Source organism: Pseudomonas sp. N40(2020) (genome assembly GCF_014472415.1).
Taxonomy (GTDB): domain Bacteria; phylum Pseudomonadota; class Gammaproteobacteria; order Pseudomonadales; family Pseudomonadaceae; genus Aquipseudomonas.
The window spans coordinates 12,341-30,550 of sequence record NZ_JACSZV010000007.1 but is presented as its reverse complement, the minus strand read 5'-3'; the positions used below and the strand labels follow the sequence as shown (position 1 = coordinate 30,550).

Genomic DNA, 18,210 nt, shown 5'->3' with positions numbered 1-18,210 from the left:
AAATGTAGTTTTTTTTTGTTTCTACTGTCGTGAATGTTTTTACAACGCAGATCGGCGTTTGTTGTTGTGCCTTAAGACCACTGCCAGCTTCCGAAAAATCCAGTAGCAAGCCCTATTGAGGCGTTTGACTCCAGTTCGTTGTGCTGTGTCATTAGTTAGGACTGTTCAGAGAGTTCTGGGTGCGATCGATGCAGCAAACTCCAAGCCATCAACAACCGCGCTCGCAATTTCACTAGCGGTAGATTGCAACGGCGAATGGAAGTAATTGAATCGAGTATTCATGGATATCTGACAGCATACTCGACGAAGCCGATCGCCCAGAACCCCCGATCGCACAGTCCAAGGTTGCTCGTCTGCATGAGAAAAGCGACAATTTCAATGCTCAAATGAAAGAGTTGTAACAGTTGAAATTCAGCTCAACGAATCGCCGGCCAGACCTCTGGGTTTGAAGCGGACGGAAGTTTCAACAACGATGCCTTCATCTATGATACAGCGAAAAACGAAAACATTGGTCCCGCTGTAAAGGCGTTGATCTCGCGCTTTTCCAGCATTGAAAAAGTCTGATGTTGCACCGGTACTGGATTTTCTAACTGCCAAGGATTCGCGCTGAAATAGAAACGCACATCGAGCAAGCAACGTCGAGTTCGGCTATTGGCGCATGAAGCCGTTTTGGTGAAATGCAGAACAGGCTGAGCAACGGTCCTGAGATGATGCTGATCCGAAAGTAGACGGTTGAGCATCCCTTTGGGACGCTCAACCAATGGATGGTGCGATGCATTTCCTCATACGAAAGTTTAGCGGGGGGAGTACAGTGTGATAGGGTTAAATGGGCTCGCCTACAACCTGAAACTGGTCCAGAAAATCATCGGCAGCACTGGCTCGATGAAAGCATTAACCGCTTAAAAATCAGTCTATTTATCTAGGCCAAAGGGCTTTAAGGGGTTAGTGAGCCGTTTTAACTGTCCCTGGAAAGGTCATGATGTTGCTCAGTTTGCGAAACGCGAGCACGGTGTCTTAGCATCGATTTAGAAAACCCAATCTGACGTTTTTACACAACCTAGACCCAAAGCAGTCATCTCTCATTGAAATTGCTTGCGCAACCTGAGCAATGGTCCCCAGCGAGCTGGGCCAGCTTACATCCAATATTTAGGATAGCTGCCTCGACTACGTATATTGTTTAGACACGAGGCGACCACGACGATCACGATTGACCCAGTCAATACTGGCGTGACTAAAAAGCTAAAAGGTGCGCCCGCGGCGAGCACAATCAACGGATTAGCACCTGCTGGGGCGTGCAGAGTGCGTGTTTGTTGCATGGCCACCAATGCGAGTCCCACGGCCAGTGCGCCTGCCCACCATGAACTTCCAAGGGTGCTCAGAATTAGAAGCCCGATTAGGGTTGACACCAAGTGTCCGCCGATAATGCTGCGAGGCTGGGCCAGCGGTGACTCAGGCATCCCGAAAGCAAGTACGCAACTCGCGCCAAAGGAGGCCATCAGCCAAGGCACTCCGGAAATATGGCTAAGCCAACCTGTTGCCCCGATAGTGATGACCGCTCCGCTGAATGACAACAAAGTAAAACGAAGAGACGGTGCTGGTGGTGCATTCGATTTGAGCAGAGGAGGGATTGGCATGGTAGTTAACTCTAGGACTGGTTGTGTGGTTTGCCAAAAAAGATACCGAACGGTATACCCTTATGTCAACCGATCGGTTTACACTTCATGCAGACCTGCACGAGGCCCGAGGAAATGAGCACATCCGACACTATTACTGAGTCCGCTCTGAAATTATTTTACTGCCAGGGTTTTCACGCCACCGGGGTGGAACAGTTAAGCCAAGTTGCTGGGGTAACCAAGAAGACGCTATATCGCCATTTCCCGAGCAAAGAACATCTCGTCGAGGCTGCTTTAAAGCTTCGAGATGCCGAGTTCATGGCGAAAATAAGAGAAGTGGTTGAAGCGGTTTCCGATCCGCAGCGGCCACTGGCATACATCGATTTCATCGCTGCATGGGTTCAAGAGCCTGACTTTCATGGTTGCGCCTTCATCAATGCTTCAGCTGAGTACAGCGTCCAGACCGATCAACCGCACATCTTGGCAAAGCTGCATAAGCAACAGTTACTCACTTATCTGGAAGAAATCTGTACCCATGCAAAGCTTAAGCAGCCGTCATCAGCAGCGCGACAGTTATTCTTGATCGGAGAAGGGTTAATCGTTACATGTCAGGTAAATGGATCCTCGAAGGATGTCATTGATGCGGCACGAGAGATGACGTTGATGCTCACCGCCAGGCAATTCGAAAAGTAGCTTCTTAAGGGGGTACGAGCCCATCGGGGATGCTACTTTTGGCCGATGCTGAGTAAAAGCGCTGTTCAGAGCTACAGGCATTCAGATTCGGACTGAGCCCGCTGCAAAAATCATCACATGCTAACGTGCCGATAAATTTCGGATTTAACACAGACGCGCTCGCTTTGATTTGGCGAGCGTTTAAATGTTCTGGCTCTAACGCAGACCAAGTCGAAATGCTGAATGTTTGAGGATAGCTTTTCCGTTTCGCGAGCTGCGCGAGGTCAGTAAATGTCCTAATTTTTCCGGCATATGGACATGTCGTAAAGTTACATTCCGCGTATCACGCGCCCCGGTGCTTCGCCGTATGTCTCCTTGAATTTTTTGCTGAAAGCCGATTGGGACTGATACCCCACCTGAGATGCAATGTCGCTTAATCCCAAATGTGAATTTTTAGGAGGCTAAAGGCTAGTTCCATCCGAACTTGGGTCAAAGATTATCTGTGTCCAGTGACCTAACCTCTGCTTCGACGCCAACACTATCTAATTCACCGTCAGCGTTTTCCACGATCATCGTCAACAGCACGGTATCGCCTTTCTTTATTTGCGCTTCTAGCTCAAGTAGCATCACATGGTAGCCATGGGGTTCTAAGCTGACCGGTTTTCCAGCTGGCAGTGTGACGTACTCAACTTGATGCATGCTCATCACATCGTCTTTCATGCTTGACTGATGAATTTGTACAGTCGGTGCAACTGCTGATTGTACGCTCAACAGTTTGCTGTCTCTGCTCGCTGTTAAAGTCATGAATGCGCCGGATGACTGTTGTCCCGCGACCGTTGCTCGGACCCAAGCATTCTTTACTTGAATTTCGGCCGTTACCTGCCCGGCCAAGCCCGTCAATGAAAAACCGAAAAGCAGCCTCATCAAATTTTTCAAAATTGGAATGTTTGTAATTTTGATTGGCATCAGCAAACCGCCATAACGGTGAGCAGATCTTCAGCAAATTCTTGAGCGGTAAGTGACGGCGATAGCCCCAGTCTTAAGCTGCCTACGGAGTCGAAAACAAAACTGGTGGCGGTATGGGAGATGGTGTAGCTCGTTCCACTAGGAACCTTTTCAAAAAAAACACCGAACTCCTTGGCAACGGCGGCGGTTTCCTCCAAGGTACCGTGCAATGCCTCGAAGCTCGGGTCAAACGACTTGACGTAAGCATCTAGCATTTTTGGCTTGTCGCGTTCAGGGTCCAAAGTAATGAAGATCACTTGCAGCCTATCGCCATCGCGGCCCATCAGTTTTTTGGCCTGTGCCGCGCGGGCTAACGTTGTTGGGCAGACCGCGGGGCACTGGGTGAAGCCGAAGAAAATCATCGGCATCAAGCCGCGATAGCTGGTTAGCAACCTCGTCTCACCCTGGGCGTCCTTCAGTTTAAAGGTTCGTCCCATAATCTTGTCGCTAAGATCCTTTCCATACTTGAATGACAGTTTGCTGCCGTTTTCGCAACCGGCGAGCATGCCAAGGCTTAACACGCTCATACCACATAGGATCTTGCGACGACTTAATAACGTATTCATGAATGCATCCTTTGCAGCCGCTTGATTCACACAGCGGCTGGTAGATCAGTCGAAACTGGAGTGTGGGAGTTAACCTTTTGACTACGGGCGCTCATGTATGCCGACGCGACGAGCATATGTGCTAGAAGATCCGTTAAAACGTGTAGCTAGACAACGAACCTCTCAGGTTAATGCTATCCACTCGCCGGAACCAAGTTTGTGTTGTTGAATCGCTGCGTAACGGCCATTTGATGGGCATTGAGATAAACCGCTTTAGAAAATATTCGGCTCATTGTTGGCGCAGGGCTTTTTTTGGTACAGCGTCAGATCTCAAAAAAATATGCGGATCAGACAGAAGGAGATACAAGTTCCGACGCGATAGGCAAGAAAAACCCGCGTGGAAGCGCGGGCTAAATAAATGCAGAAGGAGCGAGTTTAACGAAAATTACTTGCTGTAAAGAATCTGATTGCTGAGTTAAAACCCATATTTTAGGCGCCTTAGGTTTTACGGTTTCTAGAGTGGATAGAGCTATTGGGCATTCAGATAGTTGCCAACGGCCGAACCTCATAGCAGTTACCAAGTTTTTACTTTGCTGCTTTTTCGATCAGGTTGGCGACAGCCTTCGGATTGGACACCATGACAACGTGTGAGCCACCCTTAACGATAACTGTTTGTTTGGAGTTTGCGCGCTCAGCCATAAAAGCTAGGGCCTGAGGTGGGATGTTCTTGTCCTTGTCGCCGTAAACAAACCATGACGGAATGGTCTTCCAAGCCGGCTCGGTAGCCGCCTCGTTCAAAGCTGCAACGGTAACGGGACGCTGACCGGCAGCCATCAGGCGAGCATCAGCCTCGGATACATCGGCGGCAAACTGGTCGTGAAATTTGCCCTGATCGATGTATAGATCCTTGCCGCCATCTGCCAGGTCGACAGGGGGTGCTAAGGCTGCGCCCAGTGTGCCGCCTGGGAAACGGCTCGACAATTCCGCTGCCGTTTCGCCAGCTTCTGGCGCAAATGCAGCGACGAAAACCAGGCTCTTCACATTTTGGTTGCCATAGGCAGCTTCGCTAATGACAGGCCCACCGTAGGAGTGCCCAACTAGCACAACGGGTGTCTTGATGCTTTTGACGATGCTCGCAACGGACTGGGCGTCATTTGTTACGCCGCGCAATGGGTTCGCTGCTGCGATTACTGTATAGCCATCTTTTTGCAGAATATTCATCACGCCATTCCAACTCGACGAGTCAGCAAAAGCGCCATGCACTAGAACTACGGTTGGCTTGACGTCAGCGGCGTACGCGAGGCTGGCGGTAGCGAAGGCAGTTGCGAGTGCTAAACCCGAGAAAATCTTTTTCATTTGAATGTCTACCAGTAAGGGAGGGGCGAAATATACCTTGTGCGCTAACAAATCGCTGCGGTACAAATCGTGCGACAGGTAAAAATTTTTGTCAATAGCTTGCGATTTAATCGTGCACGTAATATTTTGTCTTTACGCGTAGGAGGGGAGGATGCAGGTGTCTGAATCAGAAATTCGCGGCGATGGTTTCGCGCCACTGAATGAGTTTTTGTGCTTTACGATTTACTCAACAGGCCATGCGCTGACGCAGTTTTATCGGCCGATTCTGGAGGCCATAGGTCTCACGTATCCGCAGTATTTGCTGATGGTGGCCTTGTGGGCAAAGGATGATCAGATCATTAAGGATCTGGGCAGCAAACTGTTTCTTGAGTCGAGCACCCTGACGCCGTTGGTTAAGCGTCTGGAAAACGCGGGTTTCATAACCCGTTGCCGGGACCCGAAAGACGAGCGCCAGGTGCGGGTTAAGCTCACCGACATGGGTAGGGCGTTGAAGTCTGAAGCGCTAAAAGTCCCGGGCTGCATCCAGTCGGCAGTGGGAATGAACATAGAAAAAGTCATGGCGATTCAGGCTGCGGTTGCAGGTATCCGTGATCGATTAATTGAGGGGAGATAGCATCATTCTCCAATTGCAATGCAGTGATCCATTAAATCTAGTGATCATCAGTGTTAATCCCGCGGCGCTTTCGTGGAAACTTCAAGGGGCAACGCTCGGATAGGACGGACGCGCAAATGGACTTCAAGTTCTTGGATGCACTTAGACACTGAAAACATCGGCATTTTAAGTTGCGATAATAACGAGCCGGCTTCAACGACTCAAGCAAAGGCGCGGATAGCTAGTTTTTGATTAATTGTTCACTCCGGCCGAGAGGGAAGGGCAGCTAACCAGATTCTTGATTTAGGACGTTGACCCAAAAATCATCGAGCTGAAGACTAAACTTTCAGTCGAAATGCTGAACTTTTTCCTAATTTAATACTGGGCAACCAGCGGACGTACACGAGACGGCTACATGAAAGGAAATCTGAGTGAAGAAGAAATGCGCCATGCTCTTTTCGGTACGGCGGCCCATGAGTCAAAAGCTGAAGCTGAAGATCTGCGGATTACATCTGATCAGCAGCATGTATCGAAAGCCCGGCGGGCACCGACCTCTCGCTCACCCAAGTTGAGGGTGACGCTCCGTGTTACGACGGATTTTGAGGGCAAGGCGGAGACTTTTACCTTCGAAGCAAGCACGCTGAGTTCCCTTATTGCGGAGCAGCAAGCAAAGACGGAGGCGAAGAAGCGCAAATTTAAGTATTTCGAGCTGGTGTCAATTGAATCTGTTTGACAAGTTTTGCTTGAGTTACTTCACATGGCGTTGGTGTCAGCAGCCGTGAACGGTGCCCACAGCATGTTGCTGGCGCAATGTTGGCACCATACCGATGCTTCTCGCTCGCTACAGGGAATGAAATGCAGGCGCGCTACCGGATGCCTCTGAACTGTAAGAAACGCGTTCTCTTTGCCGGTCCGCATAGGTGACAGGACTTCGCCGAACGCTCATGTTTATCTCACCCAGAGTCCTTGGACACGCTAACCCGCCCGAGGCTAAAAGCGAAATTACCATCCGCCCATGCAGTCGCTCCAGTTAGTACGCTTGTCGACACTCATACAGGCAATTCCATGCTGCCTATCGCTATGTGTGTCTCTGTGCATCTCTGCGCGAGCTGCCGACCCCAAGTTATTGCCACGATTGTTTCATCCTGCACAATTGAGCCATGACATCTCTGTCCATTCTCTCACAAGCCTTTGTTGGTGAAACTGATCCCAGAAGCGATCGACCACTGGAGTTGTCGCAGCGTTCTCCATTACTGGGATATTTCCAATGTTTGGCACTACTCAATCCTGCGCTGGCAGCTCCTATCCGGATACTTCAATCGTGCTTCATCGCGAGCACGAAGCGGGCTTTTTGCTTCCCCAATTCATGGGAGCTTTGGCAAGCGAGACCAGTGGATTAGGCATGACAGATATGTGCCAACAGCGATCAAGCGATGGTTTGTTTTTGAGGCTTAGTGCCTCACTGGTGCAGTCGCTGAAGCTCCGGTTGTTACCCCTCTAATGAATTTGGGCCGCCGGGTACTGTGCAATCCTTACAGAGAACTGAAATGGGCTACGACTTCGATTTATTTGTCATTGGTGCTGGCTCGGGCGGCGTGCATGCGGCAAGGTTTGCAGCGGGTTTCGGCGCAAAGGTCGCGGTTGCCGAAAGCCGCTACTTGGGTGGTACGTGCGTAAATGTCGGCTGCATCCCTAAGAAGCTTTTGGTTTACGGAGCCCATTTTGCTGACGACTTCGAACAGGCCGAAAGCTTCGGCTGGACTGCCGGGAAAGCGCAGTTCGACTGGGCTTCGCTTATTTCTAACAAAAATCGTGAGATCCAACGCCTCAACGACATCTACCGCACCCTATTGATCAACAGCGGCGTCACGTTGTTCGAAGGCCATGCCCGTCTATCCGATCCACATCATGTCGAAATACTCGGCCAGCGTTTCAGTGCTGAGCGGATCTTGATTGCGACCGGCGGCTGGCCGGAGATCCCGGACATTCTGGGGCGTGAGCATGCGACTACGTCAAACGAAGCGTTCTTCCTGAAGCAACTCCCCAAGCGAATACTGGTGGTCGGCGGTGGCTATATTGCTGTGGAATTCGCTGGCATTTTCAATGGGCTGGGAGCCGATACTCGGCTGCTGTATCGAGGCGACCTGTTCTTGCGAGGATTTGATCAGTCAGTGCGTACTCATTTAGCAGAAGAGTTGACCAAGCGCGGTCTGCAATTGCAGTTCAACACTGACATTGTCCAAATTGATAAGCAGGCAGATGGGAGCCTGCTCGCGACGCTCAAGGATGGGAGTCAAGTGGAAACCGATAGCATCTTCTACGCCACCGGCCGCAGGCCAATGCTAGATAACCTGGGACTGGAAAACACGCGCGTCGAACTTAACGAAGCTGGCTACATTGACGTCAATAAGCATTTCGAAACTCGCGAACCTTCGATTTTGGCTCTGGGTGATGTGATTGGTGGTGTCCAGTTAACACCCGTTGCGACAGCGGAAGGCATGGCGGTTGCCCGTCGCTTGTTCAAACCTGAGCAGTATCGGCCAGTCGACTATCGTAACATTCCGACTGCTGTGTTCAGCCAGCCAAATATTGGTACGGTAGGTCTCACCGAGCAGCAAGCGATTGAGCAAGGCCATAAAGTAGTGGTGTTCGAGAGCCGTTTCCGGCCAATGAAATTGACCCTCACCGAGTCGACAGAACAGACGCTGATGAAGCTTGTAGTGGACGCCGAATCTGATCGAGTGTTGGGATGTCACATGGTCGGTCCAGACGCGGGGGACATCATCCAAGGCTTAGCGATTGCTCTGAAGGCGGGTGCCACCAAACGGCTTTTCGATGACACCATTGGCGTGCATCCGACCTCTGCGGAGGAATTCGTAACGCTGCGTACAGCGGTGAGTAGCAGGTGACGGAGGGGGCGATTCATTTGCGCTTTCCGCCGGCGTCCTTATGGTAAACCTGCTTCATGTCTCTAGCGCTCGAACAACTAGTCGCTGGTACGCAGATCCCTTTTGCCGGTGGTCTGTCGTAGTGAGCCCCGAGTTGGCCGTGCGTTTCCGGCTAGGTGACCATCGGCTCGTAGAGCAAGTCAGTGGCGAACTGTTGCAGATCCCGGTGAACGTCTGTCTGATCCACCGTGATTGCGCAGCCGAGCTAATACCGGTGTTTCTCAATGCTCTAAGACGGGCTGGCACTGCCCGTGGCCAGAGTTGCGAATTGCACATCGTTGAGGGAAGCGAATCTGTTGTGCCAGAGGACTGGCAAACCGCTACCGTCGCGGTGTACCGCAGGATGAGGCGCTGGTTGGGTCGCTACCGGAGGATCAGTGGGGTCGGGAGTGGGAGTGGGAGTGGGGGGAGACTCCAGAGGTCAGCCTGAAGATCATCGACGATCTTGATGCCGCGGTGGGGCTGTTCAATCAATACAGTCCGAAATTTACAGCGTCTCTGATCAGCGAAGACGATCAAGCGCAAGAGCGATTCTTCAATGCAGTCAACGCACCTTTTGTAGGCAATGGCGTTACTCGCTGGGTCGACGTTCAGTACGCGCTCAATAAGCCGGAGCTAGGTCTTTCAAATTGGGGAGAGCGGGCGCCTTTTTACCCGTAGCGCCATCCTCTCAGGAGATGGAGTATTTACCATCCAAAGTCGTATGACACAGAACGATTTAACGGTTAAGCGATAGGGTCGAGCAGGAACATAAAGCGCACCCTGATCTGATCAGGATGCGATTTTTTTCATTTTTGCTTGATCAGGAATTTTCGAGTGAGATTCGCGACATCTTCCAGCCGGGTGTCCATAATAAAATGTCCGCCGTCGAGGATCGCAATCTCAGCATTGGGCAAGTCCCGGTGAAAAGCTTCAGCTCCTGCAACGGTAAAGGCCAAATCATGCTTGCCCCAGACAACCAATGTGGGCAGCTGATGTTCACGCAGCCATTTCTGCCACGCCGGGTATGCATCCAGGTTAGTGCGATAGTCGTAAATCAGCTCCATTTGAATCGCACCTTCACCGGGGCGGTTGAGGAATGCCACTTCGTCTTGCCATAAATCGGGGTTGTACGCTGTGACGTCTGGATCGCTGCCGACATGCCGCTGGCGAGTCACGTCCAGGGATAAATGAGCAGCCTGAAACTTGGCCTCATAGGCATTGCGATCAGCCCAGTAGGCTTTGCGGCTGTCCCACATCTTGCCCAAGCCTTCTGCATAGACATTGCCATTTTGGAACACCATTGAAGTTACGGCTTCGGGCCTCGCCATCGCCAATCGCATACCGACGGGAGCGCCGTAGTCCTGCATAAACAAGCTGTATCGTTTGAGCCCGACTGCATCTGTGAAGTGCTCCATCACCTTCGCAAGGTGATCAAATGTGTAGACGAACTTGTCTGGTGGGGGCGCATCACTATTACCGAAGCCTGGGTAGTCCGGAGCAATGAGGTGGAAACGGTCACCCAAATGCTTCATGAGATCATCGTACATACGAGACGAGCTGGGCACTCCATGAAGGAGTAATACGGCGGGGGCGCTGGGTTCGCCAATTTCTCGATAAGCAATATTTACTCCATCGACCGTCACGTGGCGATACTGCATTTTTGGCATTTCCGCTTGGGCGTGTCCGAAGCCCAAAAGCATCGTCAGAACGAGAAAGGAGAGGTATTTAAGTAAGGGCATCACCGGTACTCCAGTGGGTGCAGAGTTAGTCTGCGTTGAGATCTGGTCAGCGCATTGGTGTTGTTATGCGCTGTGTCTGATACTCGGCAAACCGCTGAGTCAGCGGAATGACTAACAGTGACAATGCGGTATTTCACCCGGTGAAAGAATGAGAAGGAGGGGCACCTAAGTACCTAAACAGAGCTGGGCACCTTCGCGGCATCGGTGCTCACGGAAGGCCCATTGCATTTTGGGAGGCTCGGTTGAGAATAATAAGCTGATACCTGCTCAGCCAATCACTGCGCAACGTCCGATATACAATGCATTACGTGCCCAACCTTTAGGTGATCCAATGCTGCTAAGACATCTGCGGTATTTGTTGGCAGTTAGCTGACCACGGTGGCTTCACTCGGGCCGCAGAAGTCCTTCATGTGTCTCAGCCGACACTGTCGCAACAGATACGGCAGCTGGAAGAAACCCTTGGCGTCAGCCTTTTTGATCGAACATCTCGGACTGTCAGACCCACAGATGCCGGACTGGCCTACATCGAATGTGCCCGTCGCGTACTGGTGGAACTGGCGGCGGGTAAGCGGACATTGCATGACGTAAAAGACTTGTCCCGTGGCACATTAAGACTCGCCATGGCCCCGACCTTTATCGCGTACGTCTCTAGGTCCTTTAGTGCGTGATTACATCTCGCAATTCCCGAGCATTCATCTGGAGATTTTCGAGCTGTCGATGGGCGACATCGAAACGAGGCTGGTCGATGATTCCCTGGATATTGCTGTTGCATTTGACCAAGTGAGAAACGCCGATATCGAATCAATCCCGGCTTTCGTTGAAACATTGGGTCTGATGGTCGGGCGCGCTCATCCATTGTATGACTGTCAAGGCGCGTTGACGTCTGAGCAGATAGCTCAACTGGATTTTGCTTTGCTGACTCCTAATTTCGCAACCCGCGTTTGTATCGATGAGTACTTCGCCAAGGCGAAAATCACGCCAAAGGTGAAGATCCAGGTGAACTCCGTCAACACATTGCTGGAAGTCATCCGAAACACCGCTGTTGCCACCATCCTTCCAGAACCAATCGCCACTCAGAATCGCGCTTTGCACAAACTAGCCTTGCTCGACAAGGCGTCTCAGCGTGGCGTGTCGATTCTCAGGCGGAAAAATAACTACCACAGTGCAGCATCGGTCGCGTTCATGCATTTGATGCTTGGATCCCCGGCAGTGGACTGAGAATAGAGTGCTGACCATTACTCCCAGTGAAATGCTGGATTGTAAATAATGGTAATTCCGCTGTTTGGTACGGAAGAGCAAGATGACGCCATCGACACGATCACCGGGTCGAATCCAAAAACAACCGGAGTACGTCATGTCCCAACAACCAATCAAGCTTTATCGTCACCCATTGTCCGGCCACGCGCATCGCGTCGAATTGATGCTCTCACTGCTCGGCCAGCCAACGGAGTTGATATTTGTGGATCTGATGAAGGGCGCGCACAAGATGCCCGAATTTCTGGCGCTCAACAGCTTTGGCCAAGTACCGGTGATCGAGGATAACGGCACCGTGCTGGCTGACTCGAACGCGATTCTGGTCTATCTCGCTGCTAAATACGGCAACGGTGAGTGGCTGCCCAGTGATCCCTTGGCGCAAGCAAAAGTACAACGCTGGTTGTCAGTCGCGGCCGGTCAGATCAACTCAGGCCCCGCTACGGCTCGACTGATTACCGTGTTCGGTGCCGGTTACAATGCGGAAGATGCGATCAGCAAGTCCCACAGCTTGCTCACGGTCATGGAGCAAGAGTTGGGTAAAAGTAAATTCCTGGCTGGCGATAAACCGACCGTCGCTGATGTAGCAGCTTATACCTACGTGTCCCACGCCCCGGAAGGTAATGTTGCACTGACTGACTATCCTAACGTCCGTGCCTGGTTGAGCAGTATCGAGGCATTGCCAAATTTCGTTGGTATGCAACGTACGGCTACGGGCTTGCAGCAAGCTTGATCGAAATGACGGAGCTACCTGGGAAACATTCCGGGTAAGCTCTGCTGATAGTCTGCGATTTGTCTTCGAATTTTTTGCCTGTCGTGCTAGTCATCTGGACAGGGTTTGCGCGAGTCGCCATTGGCGACACTCTTGGCATTTATGTCTGCTCGCTCTCGCGGTCAGATCTTGCTGTCCCTACGCCACGGCAGAGTCGCCTATGGATCGCTTTCAAGAAATGCAGATATTCATGACGGTGGCTGAAGAAGAAGGCTTTGCCGCCGCCGCACGTCGTCTAGATATTTCACCCCCCAGCGTTACTCGTGCCATTGCTGCCATGGAGGAACGCATCGGCACTCAGCTGCTCTCACGGACCACACGTAGCCTGCACTTGACAGAGGCCGGGCAACGATACTTGGATGATTGCCGGCGAATACTCGGTGAGGTCGATGAAGCGGAGGAGGCTGCTGCTGGCAGCTACTCAATTCCATGTGGGCATCTGACTGTGACAGCTCCCGTGCTTTTTGGTGAGTTGTACATTGCGCCTTTGCTAGCTGAGTATTTGGATCAATTTCCTTCTGTACATCTCAACGCGTTACTGGTTGACCGCGTGACGAGCATGGTTGATGAAGGTATCGATGTGGCGATCCGTATCGGCCATCTGCACGAGAATAATCAGCACGGCATCAAGGTTGGCGAGGTGCGCCAAGTGATTTGTGGCACCCCCGACTATTTTGAGCGATTCGGCAGGCCCCGCCACCCTGGCGAATTAAGCTCCGCCAAAATCGTTATGTCGTCCGCGAGCCATTTGTTAAGTGATTGGCAATTTGAGAATGACGGGAATGCATTGAGCTTTCGCTTCGATCCGCGGTTGGTCGTGACCGCTAATCAAGCTGCTATCAATATTGCCTGCTTGGGCTGGGGCGTGACACGTGTGTTGTCCTACCAGGTGGCTAGTCAGGTAGCGGCCGGTGAATTGGAGGTAGTGCTCCAGGATTTTGAACCACCCGCTTTGCCCATCCAGGTTGTTTATCTTAAGAGCACTCGCGTACCAGCGAAGGTACGTACCTTTGTGGATTTCCTCACGGAACGTCTGGGATGTGATACAGCGCTTAGACCCACTGTTAAAAGTACGCTTTGATGGACCGCTATCATGAAATGCTCATGTTTGAAGCGTTCTCAGAGCGCCCAAGCCTAGCAGCGGCAGCGCGCCGTCTTAATGTCTCTGGCCCGACGGTAGTTCGCGCGATTGCCCGGTTGGAGACGCGTCTCGGAGTGCCGTTATTGCAGCGAAGCACTCGTGGAGTGTCGTTGACTGAGTCGGGTGCGGCATTCATGGCCGATTGCTCCCGCATTCTCAAGGAAATCGAAGACGCAGAAGCATCTGCGAAAGGCCTTCATGTTCAGGCCCAGGGAAATCTGACCGTGTTGCTTCCACTTCTTTTCAGCCGCTATGTGATGACGCCTTTACTCGCGAATTACATGGAGGTTTATCCCGAAGTAAAAGTATTCGCTCATTACCATGATCGTTTTCCGAACATGAACGAGGAAGGTCTTGACGTGGCAGTGCTGGTGGGACATTTGCCCAGTTCATCGTTGATCGCTAGGCCTGTTGGCCATGTTCGTTCGATCGTTTGTGGCAGTCCTGCATACCTCGAAGCCCATGGTGTGCCCGCCGAGCCGGAGGACCTCAAAAGTCATCGGTTGATTGGCATACAAGCTTATCGGGAGAAGATCCACTGGGAGTTTTCCAAACAAGGCATTCAGAACACCATTAAGGCCCGATCACGGGTCAGTTGCACCACTGTTCAAGCTGCCATGGATGCGGCTGCTCATGGTGCGGGGCTTACGCGCTGCTTGAGTTATCCAGCCTACGATTATTTGAATTGCGGTCGATTGCGCCGGTTACTGCAACCTTTCGAGCTGCCAGCGCTTCCAGTACATGTCGTTTACCGAGAAAGGCGTAGGGCCTCGATGAGAGTGCGCAGTTTTGTCGACTACATTGTCGAGGGGCTGCGCGAACATCCGGCAATGCTACCGGATGCTCTTTGAACGATCAGCGACCCACTTTGGCTAGCTGTGTCCCGTATGTGTCCAGGTTTACAGTGTTACGCGTGGAAACGTGTCTGATACCACCTTTGCTACAAACCGACAAACGCACTCCAGCATTTCAGTGAGCGAAACATTGGATTGTGTTTTGTGTTCGTTCTCATCGAAGCGATTAAAGCGGAGCATGCGTTTCAAGCAGTTTATTTAAAGCCTCACCGCGGAGATTACTACCCGATGAAACGAGTACTCATGCTGCTAGCCAATGGCGTCGAGCCGATGGAAATGGCTGCGTTTACCGACGTGCTCGGCTGGGCCGATTTGCTCGGTGATTTTCCTCTTGAGTTAGTGAATGCAGGCCTTCGTAGAAAGATCGTAACCACGTTTGGTCTTACGATTAATCCACGTTTTCTGTTGCGCGATTTGGATATGAGTAGCTTTGACGCTTTGGCATTGCCGGGTGGTTTTGAACCGTCGGGATTTTATGAAGAAGCTTTAAGTGAGCCCTTTCTGGAGACCATTCGCTATTTTGTCGAAGCCGGCAAACCCGTTGCCAGCGTTTGTGTGTCGTCGGTATGTCTGGGTGTAGCGGGCGTGTTGCGTGGCAGAAATGCGACGACCTATCACCAGGAAGGTGGAAAGCGCAAGAATCAGTTAGTGGAAACAGGTGCTCTGTTCGTCGATCGACCTGTCGTGGTTGACGACAACATCATTACTTCGAGCGGACCAGGCACGGCCACTGAAGTCGCTTTTTTGCTGCTGGAAAAACTCACAAGTTCTGAGAACGCGACGTTTATCCGTCAGAAAATGCGCTTTGCCACTCCTGATCGTAACTGGTTTGAGACGCCACAAGTTCCCGAGGCCCTTATTCAGTAATCAAAAGAGACCGAGCGACTGTAGAAGGTAATGGAGCAGCAGTTGAGCCATCACCCGTTCATTGCAGGCGAGTATTCGATCGCTGACATGGCGATCTAGCCATGGTTGCTTCAACACGAGAAACAAGGAATGCATTGGACGCCTACCCGCACATTTCCACTTGACTAGCGAAAATCACTGAGCGTCTGGCGGTGATCCGGGCCTACGCTAAAGGAGAGGAAGTTCGCCCATCAGGTCACATCGGTGAAGATAGGAAAAAGTTCTAAAGCTGTCATAGGCACGGTCGCGGGCGACTGATGTAAATGATGTAAAGGCGCGCGGGACGCCGTTGTGTCTCGCAAAACCGTGCAGTGCTCCGACCTGCAAGACGCTGGGTTGATGGTATCTAGTGGATGTGTGGTTAGACACATCACGGGGCATCAATCAATACACGTTGGGCAGCGAGTGAACTGCACCTGTTTACGAATACGTAGAGGTGATCATGAATAAAACTGACGAGCCGGGGGGATCACCTTGGCATGCCGGTGAGCGGCACTTGCAGGAAAGCGTCGGCGTGGCGCAGCAGATGGAGCAATTTGGGCGAAAGGTTGTACGTGACTACATGCCGGATCAGCATCGTTCATTTTACAGCCAGCTCCCGTATCTAGTCCTAGGTGCTGTCGATGAAAAAGGCATTCCTTGGGCGACGTTAATAGAGGGCCCTCCAGGGTTCGTTAACTCTCCCGATTCACGCATTTTGCAAATCGGCCGGCTTCCAGCGGATGGTGATCCAGTCAAAGGAGCATTAGATACCGGTGCCGCAGTCGGGCTGCTCGGCATCGATCTAAAGACCAGAAGGCGCAATCGAATGAACGGCAATATCAGCACCGTCTCATCTGGCGGTGTTGCCGTTTCTGTCGTGCACGCTTTCGGCAACTGTCCGCAATACATCCAGTTGCGAAGTGTTGAGCCGGTGAGCGTTGGTCGTTCCTCATCCGATGTTGCAGCGGAATGCCTGAGCGAATTGGACGAGGCTGCAAAAGAGATGATTCGAAAAGCCGATACATTCTTTCTCACCAGCTACGTCGACCTGGACGGCGACTCATCCAGGCGCTCGGTGGACGTTTCGCACCGCGGTGGTAACCCAGGTTTTGTCAGGGTCGAAGGCAATGTGCTGACGATTCCCGATTTTGCCGGCAATCTGCATTTCAATACGTTGGGCAACTTGTTGCTCAATCCCAAGGCCGGTCTGGTTTTTGTCGATTTCTCGTCAGGTGATGTGCTTCAGGTGGCCGGACGCACGGAGCTTATTCTTGAGGGGCCGGAAATCGCAGCATTCCAAGGTGCCGAAAGACTCTGGACCTTAACGGTGGAGCAGGTCGTCAGAAGGCGCGCAGTGCTGGCCCTGCGCTGGGCATTCGAAGGTTTCTCGCCTAACAGTTTGATGACCGGCAGTTGGGAGAAAGCAGAGGGTCGTTTACAGGCTGATGCCCTGCGCGATCAATGGCGGCATCTGCGCGTGACCCGTATCGTTGAAGAGAGCAGCACAATCAGCTCTTTTTATCTGGAACCTGACGATGGCGCGGGGTTGCCGCGTTTCGAGGCGGGGCAGCATTTACCGGTACGGTTTAGCCTGGTTGAAGGGCAGCCTCCCCTTGTCAGAACTTACAGTTTGTCGAGCGCACCTTCTGACAACTTCTTCCGGATCAGCGTCAAGCGCGATGGGTTAATTTCGTCGCACTTGCACGACCAGATTCGGGTCGGGGATATCATCGAAGCCCGCGCCCCTCAGGGACGATTCACAGTGCAGGCCGATGAACAACGGCCATTGGTTCTATTGGCGGCCGGCGTGGGGGTCACGCCCCTGCTATCGATGCTGCGCGAAGTCATTTATGAAGGAGAGCGAATTCGGCGCACCCGGCCGACCTGGTTTATCCAGAGCGCGCGCAGCCTGGCGGAGCTGGCATTTCGGGACGAACTGTTTGAACTGGCGACCCGTGCGAAAGACAAGATTCGCGCCCTGCGACTTTTGAGTCAGCCCGAGCAGCACGCCCGCGAGGGCGAAGACTTCGAGTTGGCCGGTCGTGTGGATGTCGCGCTGCTCAAGGCGCTGTTGCCACTGGACGATTATGATTTTTACTTGTGTGGTCCGGGCGCGTTCACCCAGGCTTTATACGATGGGCTGCGTGAATTACGCATTGGCGACGATCGCATTCACGCTGAGACTTTCGGCCCTTCGACGCTGGTGCGGTTGCGCGACCAGTTGACACCGGCAGTCGAGCAAGTGCCGGCGGCCAGTAGCCCGGTCAAAGTGCTGTTCTCGACGTCTGCGAAGGAGGCGCGTTGGGAGCCGGGAAACGGCAGCTTGCTGGAACTGGCTGAGAGTAGGGGTTTGAACCCGGACTTCAGTTGCCGCGGCGGCTCGTGTGGAACCTGTCGTACGAAGTTGATCAGCGGGCAGGTACACTATCTGAACTTGCCCGCCGAGATGCCGGAGCAGGGAGAGGTGTTGATTTGTTGCGCAGTCCCTGCGCAGAGCAAGGAGGGCGATGCCCCCCTGGTGCTGGACTTGTAAACGAAACAACGATGGCCTGTTCATCCTGCTGGATGCGGCTGGAGAGCTTCGGCCAATCCGCCTTCGCGCTGGAGTTGGGCCAAATCGTCGTAACCTCCGACATGGCGGTCCCTATGAAAATCTCGGGGACCGTACGCCGACTACTGCGTTTCACCATTTCCTGCTTGGTGTTTTGAGTTCCCACATTGGTTTCTGTGTACGGGATCCCTTTGGAGTCCAGCAGCTGCTTCGCACCATTGCAGTACGGGCAGGTACTGGTTGTATACATCGTGACTTTACGCATGAAGAGTACTCCTCGTTTTCGATTACTTTTAGGCAG

General features: G+C 52.3%; 14 protein-coding genes and 5 pseudogenes. 12 read left to right on the top strand and 7 right to left on the bottom strand.

The window, feature by feature from the left end:
• Positions 1-435: 435 nt before the first annotated feature.
• Positions 436-903 (top strand): annotated as a pseudogene (locus tag IAI51_RS28180) (IS5/IS1182 family transposase); the annotation flags it as partial.
• Between the two features lie 230 nt (positions 904-1,133).
• Here IAI51_RS28180 and IAI51_RS07310 read toward each other — a convergent pair.
• Positions 1,134-1,496, bottom strand: coding sequence for an HPP family protein (locus tag IAI51_RS07310; RefSeq protein WP_262410314.1), 363 nt, complete (start codon positions 1,494-1,496; stop codon positions 1,134-1,136).
• Between the two features lie 252 nt (positions 1,497-1,748).
• Between IAI51_RS07310 and IAI51_RS07305 the strand changes: the two genes are divergently transcribed.
• Positions 1,749-2,306: a TetR/AcrR family transcriptional regulator gene (locus IAI51_RS07305; RefSeq protein ID WP_187677855.1), complete on the top strand. Its 558-nt coding sequence runs from the start codon at positions 1,749-1,751 to the stop codon at positions 2,304-2,306.
• A gap of 308 nt (positions 2,307-2,614) precedes the next feature.
• Here IAI51_RS07305 and IAI51_RS07300 read toward each other — a convergent pair.
• The 4 genes and pseudogenes from IAI51_RS07300 to IAI51_RS07285 all read right to left on the bottom strand — a co-directional run.
• Positions 2,615-2,778: pseudogene (locus IAI51_RS07300) on the bottom strand (helix-turn-helix domain-containing protein); the annotation flags it as partial.
• Entirely contained in the window at positions 2,775-3,209 is a 435-nt protein-coding gene (locus IAI51_RS07295; RefSeq protein ID WP_262410313.1) for a copper chaperone PCu(A)C, read from the bottom strand. The gene IAI51_RS07295 and the pseudogene IAI51_RS07300, both read right to left, overlap by 4 nt.
• A gap of 41 nt (positions 3,210-3,250) precedes the next feature.
• The gene (locus tag IAI51_RS07290; RefSeq protein ID WP_187677853.1) at positions 3,251-3,856 is read right to left on the bottom strand and encodes an SCO family protein; all 606 of its coding nucleotides are present in this window, start codon (positions 3,854-3,856) and stop codon (positions 3,251-3,253) included.
• Between the two features lie 564 nt (positions 3,857-4,420).
• On the bottom strand, positions 4,421-5,191 hold the full coding sequence (locus IAI51_RS07285) for an alpha/beta fold hydrolase (RefSeq protein WP_187677852.1): 771 nt from the start codon (positions 5,189-5,191) through the stop codon (positions 4,421-4,423).
• 151 nt (positions 5,192-5,342) lie between these two features.
• Between IAI51_RS07285 and IAI51_RS07280 the strand changes: the two genes are divergently transcribed.
• From IAI51_RS07280 to IAI51_RS07265, 4 genes and pseudogenes are all read left to right on the top strand, one after another.
• A complete protein-coding gene (locus IAI51_RS07280) occupies positions 5,343-5,804 on the top strand; it encodes a MarR family winged helix-turn-helix transcriptional regulator (RefSeq protein ID WP_187677851.1) in 462 nt (153 codons plus the stop codon).
• 394 nt (positions 5,805-6,198) lie between these two features.
• Positions 6,199-6,516: a hypothetical protein gene (locus tag IAI51_RS07275; RefSeq protein ID WP_187677850.1), complete on the top strand. Its 318-nt coding sequence runs from the start codon at positions 6,199-6,201 to the stop codon at positions 6,514-6,516.
• Positions 6,517-7,330: 814 nt separating this feature from the next.
• Complete coding sequence (gene gorA, locus IAI51_RS07270) at positions 7,331-8,692, top strand: glutathione-disulfide reductase (protein ID WP_187677849.1); 1,362 nt, start codon at positions 7,331-7,333, stop codon at positions 8,690-8,692.
• Positions 8,693-8,897: 205 nt separating this feature from the next.
• Positions 8,898-9,467: pseudogene (locus IAI51_RS07265) on the top strand (glutamate-5-semialdehyde dehydrogenase); the annotation flags it as partial.
• Positions 9,468-9,519: 52 nt separating this feature from the next.
• Here the strand turns inward: IAI51_RS07265 and IAI51_RS07260 are convergent.
• Complete coding sequence (locus tag IAI51_RS07260) at positions 9,520-10,452, bottom strand: alpha/beta fold hydrolase (protein WP_222944081.1); 933 nt, start codon at positions 10,450-10,452, stop codon at positions 9,520-9,522.
• 331 nt (positions 10,453-10,783) lie between these two features.
• Here IAI51_RS07260 and cynR point away from each other — a divergent pair.
• The 6 genes and pseudogenes from cynR to IAI51_RS07230 all read left to right on the top strand — a co-directional run bounded on the left by cynR (position 10,784) and on the right by IAI51_RS07230 (position 17,891).
• A pseudogene (gene cynR, locus IAI51_RS07255) lies at positions 10,784-11,670 on the top strand (transcriptional regulator CynR).
• Between the two features lie 136 nt (positions 11,671-11,806).
• On the top strand, positions 11,807-12,436 hold the full coding sequence (locus IAI51_RS07250) for a glutathione S-transferase family protein (RefSeq protein WP_187677848.1): 630 nt from the start codon (positions 11,807-11,809) through the stop codon (positions 12,434-12,436).
• 199 nt (positions 12,437-12,635) lie between these two features.
• Positions 12,636-13,556, top strand: coding sequence for a LysR family transcriptional regulator (locus IAI51_RS07245; protein ID WP_109629139.1), 921 nt, complete (start codon positions 12,636-12,638; stop codon positions 13,554-13,556).
• Positions 13,556-14,467, top strand: coding sequence for a LysR family transcriptional regulator (locus tag IAI51_RS07240; protein ID WP_187677847.1), 912 nt, complete (start codon positions 13,556-13,558; stop codon positions 14,465-14,467). Before IAI51_RS07245 ends, IAI51_RS07240 begins: the two co-directional genes overlap by 1 nt.
• A 147-nt stretch (positions 14,468-14,614) precedes the next feature.
• A complete protein-coding gene (locus tag IAI51_RS07235; RefSeq protein ID WP_256665951.1) occupies positions 14,615-15,337 on the top strand; it encodes a DJ-1/PfpI family protein in 723 nt (240 codons plus the stop codon).
• 481 nt (positions 15,338-15,818) lie between these two features.
• Positions 15,819-17,891 carry a pyridoxamine 5'-phosphate oxidase family protein gene (locus tag IAI51_RS07230; protein ID WP_187677846.1) on the top strand — a complete coding sequence of 691 codons (2,073 nt, stop codon included), beginning with the start codon at positions 15,819-15,821 and terminating at the stop codon, positions 17,889-17,891.
• Positions 17,892-17,911: 20 nt separating this feature from the next.
• Here the strand turns inward: IAI51_RS07230 and grxC are convergent.
• Positions 17,912-18,174: pseudogene (gene grxC, locus IAI51_RS07225) on the bottom strand (glutaredoxin 3).
• Positions 18,175-18,210 lie beyond the last annotated feature (36 nt).